We start from the raw sequence: 4,589 nt of genomic DNA on the forward strand, positions 1-4,589 counted from the left end.
GGCATGGATCCGCGATCGCGTGCCCGCCCCGCCGCACGGCTCGACTGCAGCGCTCGCGAACGCGCTCGCCGACGCCATCGCCGATCCCGCGATCACCCGGGTCGCGGAGCTCGAGCCCCGTCTCCACACGTCGACGCGCACGCTGCAGCGGATCGCCGAGCGCTGCTTCGGGGTGCCGTTGCACGCGATGATCCGGCGCCGTCGGCTGCAGGAGGCGGCCGCACGCCTGCGGGAGGACCCCGAAGCGACGATCTCGCGGCTGGCGAGCGAACTCGGCTACGCCGACCATGCGCACTTCACCACGGACTTCACCGCCCTGCTCGGGATGCCGCCGAGCGACTACCGGAAGCGGCTGCAGGATCGCGTCGGGGCGGTGGCGGGGCGGCACCACGGCCGACCGTAGCTCGCCAACCGTCGCCTGAGGCGAACACTGAAGCGGACACCGAGGCGCAGGAACGCCGACTACTGCTACAGCGTGAAGTCGGTCGCGACCCGCCCCACGGCGTGGCCTTTGATGACGGTGCCGGCGGCGACGTGCTCGGGGTGGACGGCGTAGGCGGCGAGCCCCTCAGCGTCGTCGAAGTCGGCGATCAGGGTGACGTCCCAGTTCTCGCCGTCGAACAACTCGTTGCGGTGCACGCTCAGCGCGCGGACGCTCGGCACGGTCCGCGCGAGCGGGGCGAGCGCGGCGACGATCTCGGCGGCCTGGGCGTCGCGCGTCTCACGGCTCTCGCCGCTCAGCTTCCAGGTGACGATGTGGCGCAGGGTCAATGGATCCTCCATCTCTTCGCGGCCGCCCGTTCGATGGCGGCGGTGAGCTTCACGGGGTCGACCCGCCAGATCGCGTGGCGACGGCCGTTGATCTGCACGACCGGGATGTCCTCGGCGTGCACGCGCGCCAGCTCCGGATCGTCGAGAATGTTCCGTTCCTCGAGCGACACTTCGAGGCTCCGATCCTCGAGATCCCGCAGCACCCCGTCGATCACGGCCCGCGCGTCCTCGCAGAGGTGGCAGCCCGGCTTCGAGAGCAGGGTCAGGGCGACGGGCTTCGGCACAGGCTCACCCTACCGGGAACGGTGCGCGGCGGACGACCGGCCCCGGCCGAGCGGGCGCGCCAGGGCATGCAAAAGGCGCCGGGCAGGCCCGACGCCCGAAGCGAACCCGCGAGGGCTGCTACTTCTTATTGCGGCGCTGGTGGCGCGTCTTGCGAAGCAGCTTGCGGTGCTTCTTCTTCGACATGCGCTTGCGGCGCTTCTTGATGACTGAACCCATCGGTTACCTCGCAGAATCGTGGAGCGGAAAGTCTCAGAGGCCGCGAACACGGCCCACAAAACATCAATCTTACAGCGCCGAGCGATCCAGCGCGAAAACGAGCCTCGGCGCACCCGGACGAACAGGCACCGCCGCCGGAGTCGGCCGCGCACGTCGACCGCGCGCGTCAACCGCGCAGCTTGAACCTCGCGACGAGTTCCTTCACCCGATGCTCGGCGTTGGCCGCCGCACGACCGAGCCGACCCGCCGCCGAAGCGATCTCGTCGGGCAGCACCTCGGCATCGTCCCACTCCGCCTCGGGGTCGGGCAGCAGCTCGCCCGTCTCCGAGCGGTACTCGAAGGTGACCTCGGTGTCGAAGCCGGCGGAGAGGAACGGGATCACGAAATCCTCGACCATCTCGAGCGGCTCGGGGTCGAGCGAGTAGAAGCGGTGCTGGCCCTCCTCGCGCACGGTCACGAGCTCCGACTCGCGCAGCACCTTCAGATGCTTGGACACCGTCGGCTGGCTGATCTCGAGCTGTGCCACGATCTCGGAGACGCTGATCTCGGCGCCCTGCACGTGGCGGTCGAGCAGCACCCGCAGGATGTCGCGCCGGGTCGCGTCGGCGATGACTCCGAAAATGTCTGGCATGACCTCAAGAGTAGCCGGGATCGGGAGTAGCATGACAACGATCGGCACCGCGAGTTCCCGCGGCGCTCGGCCAGGCGGCGGAAAGAAGGTGACGTGACGGCGCACTCGGCGACCCGGCGGCTGCAGGCGCCGCTGTCGCAGAAATCGTGGCTGCACGTGATGATCCAGTCGTCGCCGGCACGCCTCGCGCTCCTCATCTTCAGCGGGCTGATCCTGGTCTGGACCGCCCTGCTCTCCCTGCCGATCGCCACCCGCTCCGGCACCCCGACCCCGCTCGCCGACGCGCTCTTCACCGCGGTCTCGGCGATCTGCGTGACCGGCCTCACGACCGTCGATATGGCCGCCCACTGGTCGTTGTACGGCGAACTCGTGATCCTCGCCGGCCTGCAGATCGGCGGCATCGGCGTGCTCACGCTCGCCAGCATTCTCGGCCTGACGGTCACCCGCCGCCTCGGCCTGCGTCAGCGGCTGCTCGCCGCGACGGACACCAACCCGGCGCGCACGGCGAAGGGCACGAGCGAGAGCCAGGCCGTGGGGCTCGGAGAGATCGGCGGGCTGCTCGCGGCCGTCGCGCTGAGCCTGCTCGTCATCGAGGCCGCGCTCACGCTCCTCATCACCCCGCGCATGCTCGCCGCCGGCTACGACCTGGCCCACTCCCTCTGGTACGGCTTCTACCTCGCCGCCTCCGCCTTCACCAACACCGGCTTCGTCCCGATGCGGGGCGGGCTCGAGCCGTTCGCCACCGATCCGTACCTGCTCATCGTCCTCGCGATCGGGGTGTTCCTCGGCAGCATCGGCTTCCCCGTCATCTTCGCGCTGTACCGCTACGTGACCGGGCGCGGCGCGCACAAGCAGAAGCACCGCCACCTCGGCCTGCACGCGAAGCTGACCCTGACGACCACCATCGCCTTCGTGATCCTCGGCTGGCTCGCGATCGCCGCGCTCGAGGCCGACAACGCCGGCACGTTCGGTGAGCAGAACTTCTGGCAGACCATCATGAGCTCGGGCTACATGTCGGTCATGACGCGTTCGGGAGGGCTCGGCACGGTCGACCCCCTCGACATGAACGGATCGACGCTGCTCATCATGGACATGCTCATGTTCATGGGCGGCGGGTCCGCCTCGACGGCCGGCGGCATCAAGGTGACCACGATCGCGGTGCTCTTCCTCGCCGCCTACGCCGAGGCTCGCGGCTACCGGGACATGCAGGTGTTCGGCCGCAGCATCCCCGTCGAGGTCCTGCGGCTGGCCGTGTCGATCGTGATCTGGGGCGCCACCATCGTGGCCGCGGCCACCATCACGCTGCTGCACATGACGAAGCTCCCGCTCGACCACGTGCTCTTCGAGGTGATCTCCGCCTTCGGCACGTGCGGTCTCACCACCGGCGTCTCCGAGCAGGTGCCCGACGCCGGCAAGTACGTCCTCGCCGCGACCATGTGGGCGGGGCGCGTCGGAACGGTGACGCTGGCGGCCGCGGTCGCCGCCACCAGCCGCCGGCGCATGTTCCGCTTCCCCGAAGAAAGGCCGATCGTTGGTTGACATCAGGAATGACGCCCCCGTACTCGTGATCGGGCTGGGCCGCTTCGGTGCGGCGACCGCCGGTCAGCTCGACCGGCAGGATCGCGAGGTCCTCGTAGTCGACACCGATCTTGCACTGGTGCAGAAGTGGGCGGATCGCGTCACCCACGCGGTGCAGGCCGACGCGCGGTCGATGGAGGCCCTCCGCCAGATCGGGGCCGAGGAGTTCCAGATCGCAGTCGTCGCGACCGGCGCCTCGGTCGAGGCGAGCGTGCTGATCGCGGCGAACCTCGTCGACCTGGGCGTCCCGCAGATCTGGGCGAAGGCGATCTCGCTCTCCCACGGCAAGATCCTCGAGCGGATCGGAGTGAACCACGTCATCTACCCCGAGCGCGAGGCCGGCGAGCGCGTCGCCCACCTGCTCAGCGGCAGCATGCTCGACTTCATCCAGTTCGACGACAACTACGTCATCGCGAAGATGTACCCGCCGCGCTCGATCCGCGGGCGCGCGCTCAAGGACAGCGGGGTGCGCAGCCGCTACCGCGTGACGGTCGTCGGGGTGAAGACCCCGGGACAGGACTTCCAGCACGCGACCCAGGACACGGTCGTCTCGCCGCACGACCTCATCATCGTCTCGGGCTCCGCCTCCGACGTGGAGCGCTTCGCCACGATCGGGTGATCGCGCCCGGGTCAGCCTGCCGAGAGCTCCTCCGAGCGGCGGATGTTCGCGGCGAACGCCCGGTCGAAGAGCTCCGGCCAGCCGCCGTCCTGCAGGACGTTGACGGCCTGCTCGGTCGTGCCCTTCGGGCTGGTGACGCGGCGGCGCAGCTCGGCCGGGTCCTCGCCCGATCGCCGCAGCAGCTCGGCGGCCCCGACCACGGTCCCCTCGGCGAGCGCCGCGGCCTGCTCCTCCGTGAAGCCGAGCCGCCGGGCGGCGGCCGTCATCTCCTCGACGTAGAGGAAGAGGTAGGCCGGGCCGGATCCCGACACGGCGGCGATCGCGTTGATCTGGTCCTCGCGCACCACGAGCACCTGCCCCACCGTGGCGAACAGGCTGCGCACGGTCTCGACCGCCTCGGCGCCGGCCGAGGGCCCACCCGCGACGAAGCAACAGGAACGAGCAACCCATGGACCGCAACCCTCGCCCCGCCCACATCAAGCTCTCGGA

General features: G+C 69.9%; 8 protein-coding genes. 3 read left to right on the forward strand and 5 right to left on the reverse strand.

Annotation, left to right across the window (positions count from 1 at the left end):
- Positions 1 to 403: helix-turn-helix domain-containing protein (locus tag ACFPZL_RS10285; RefSeq protein WP_382335320.1), on the forward strand; the 403-nt coding region annotated here is incomplete at its 5' end.
- 65 nt (positions 404 to 468) lie between these two features.
- Here ACFPZL_RS10285 and ACFPZL_RS10290 read toward each other — a convergent pair.
- The 4 genes from ACFPZL_RS10290 to ACFPZL_RS10305 all read right to left on the reverse strand — a co-directional run bounded on the left by ACFPZL_RS10290 (position 469) and on the right by ACFPZL_RS10305 (position 1,903).
- Positions 469 to 783, reverse strand: coding sequence for a Dabb family protein (locus ACFPZL_RS10290; protein ID WP_236022048.1), 315 nt, complete (start codon positions 781 to 783; stop codon positions 469 to 471).
- Entirely contained in the window at positions 768 to 1,055 is a 288-nt protein-coding gene (locus ACFPZL_RS10295) for a glutaredoxin family protein (protein WP_218115317.1), read from the reverse strand. Before ACFPZL_RS10295 ends, ACFPZL_RS10290 begins: the two co-directional genes overlap by 16 nt.
- 118 nt (positions 1,056 to 1,173) lie before the next feature.
- Positions 1,174 to 1,272 (reverse strand): 30S ribosomal protein bS22, encoded by a 99-nt coding sequence (locus ACFPZL_RS10300; RefSeq protein ID WP_005504750.1) that lies wholly within the window; start codon positions 1,270 to 1,272, stop codon positions 1,174 to 1,176.
- Between the two features lie 166 nt (positions 1,273 to 1,438).
- Entirely contained in the window at positions 1,439 to 1,903 is a 465-nt protein-coding gene (locus ACFPZL_RS10305) for an ArsR/SmtB family transcription factor (protein WP_218115318.1), read from the reverse strand.
- Between the two features lie 159 nt (positions 1,904 to 2,062).
- On the opposite strand from ACFPZL_RS10305, the gene ACFPZL_RS10310 reads away from it, so the two are divergent.
- Entirely contained in the window at positions 2,063 to 3,442 is a 1,380-nt protein-coding gene (locus ACFPZL_RS10310; RefSeq protein WP_218115381.1) for a TrkH family potassium uptake protein, read from the forward strand.
- On the forward strand, positions 3,435 to 4,100 hold the full coding sequence (locus ACFPZL_RS10315; protein ID WP_218115319.1) for a potassium channel family protein: 666 nt from the start codon (positions 3,435 to 3,437) through the stop codon (positions 4,098 to 4,100). The genes ACFPZL_RS10310 and ACFPZL_RS10315 overlap by 8 nt, the downstream gene beginning before the upstream one ends.
- Positions 4,101 to 4,111: 11 nt before the next feature.
- Here ACFPZL_RS10315 and ACFPZL_RS10320 read toward each other — a convergent pair whose 3' ends face one another.
- Complete coding sequence (locus ACFPZL_RS10320; RefSeq protein ID WP_382335322.1) at positions 4,112 to 4,483, reverse strand: pyrroline-5-carboxylate reductase family protein; 372 nt, start codon at positions 4,481 to 4,483, stop codon at positions 4,112 to 4,114.
- Between the last annotated feature and the right edge of the window lie 106 nt (positions 4,484 to 4,589).

Origin of the sequence: Leucobacter soli (genome assembly GCF_042659205.1) — a bacterium.
Classification (GTDB): Bacteria; Actinomycetota; Actinomycetes; order Actinomycetales; family Microbacteriaceae; genus Leucobacter; species Leucobacter soli.

Excerpts from the sequence above, each read along its gene's own strand:
- ACFPZL_RS10290 (WP_236022048.1), bottom strand. The coding sequence starts at position 783 with ATGGAGGATCCATTGACCCTGCGCCACATCGTCACCTGGAAGCTGAGC.
- ACFPZL_RS10300 (WP_005504750.1), bottom strand. The coding sequence starts at position 1,272 with ATGGGTTCAGTCATCAAGAAGCGCCGCAAGCGCATGTCGAAGAAGAAG.
- ACFPZL_RS10305 (WP_218115318.1), bottom strand. The coding sequence starts at position 1,903 with ATGCCAGACATTTTCGGAGTCATCGCCGACGCGACCCGGCGCGACATC.
- ACFPZL_RS10310 (WP_218115381.1), top strand. The coding sequence starts at position 2,063 with ATGATCCAGTCGTCGCCGGCACGCCTCGCGCTCCTCATCTTCAGCGGG.